The sequence below is a fragment of the Massilia sp. TSP1-1-2 genome (assembly GCF_049896185.1).
Taxonomy (GTDB): domain Bacteria; phylum Pseudomonadota; class Gammaproteobacteria; order Burkholderiales; family Burkholderiaceae_D; genus Telluria_A.
Map to the genome: position 1 here is coordinate 1 of NZ_JAFCTU010000180.1, position 678 is coordinate 678.

Sequence of the window (678 nt, forward strand, 5' to 3'; positions counted from 1 at the left end):
CGACGCGCCCGGAAGGCTTTGACGCCACGCCCATCGGCATACATGGCGCCAACGGCCTGCGGCGCGGTTCGGTCACCATGTAATGCCGCGCGTTCCAGCCAGATGAGCGCCTGACCGAGGTGCGTCTTTTCCTTGAAACCGTTGTAGTAGAGCAGTCCCAGATTGAACTGAGCTGCAAGGTCGCCGGCGTTCGCGGCCAGGGTCAAAAAGCGCTCGCCCTCCTCCGGGTTGGGAGCTACTTTTCCGCTGAAGTACAGCCGCCCCAAAGCTGCCTGCGCCTCGCGCAGACCGAGATTGGCGGCCTTGCGGTAATACTCCACAGCAGCCGGGAAATCGGGTTTCTGGCCCACGCCCTTTTCCTGCATCGCGCCCAGACTGTACACGGCTCGCGCCACGTTTTTGGCCTCCGCCTGCAACAGCAACTCCTTCGCCTTGGTGATGTCTTTGGAAACGCCGACGCCTTCCAGGTACATATACCCGAGAAGCAAATAAGCTTCTCCATTGCCCTTGGCGGCGCCTTCCTGATAACACGCAATGGCGCGTGGGTAATCCTGACTCTGCTGGTATTTCTTGCCGGCGGCGAGATCGCATGCTGTGCCGGGATCCGCTTGAACTGCCGCCGAAATGAGCATGGCGGCGATGGAGGAAAATATTCTCGTGCGAAGTGACAGCATCAGG

The 678-nt window shown here is 60.3% G+C and carries 1 protein-coding gene; it reads right to left on the reverse strand.

From position 1 onward, the window contains the following. Positions 1-678 (reverse strand): tetratricopeptide repeat protein (locus ACP7BV_RS27585; RefSeq protein ID WP_426108104.1); only part of this gene is annotated, 678 nt, incomplete at both ends.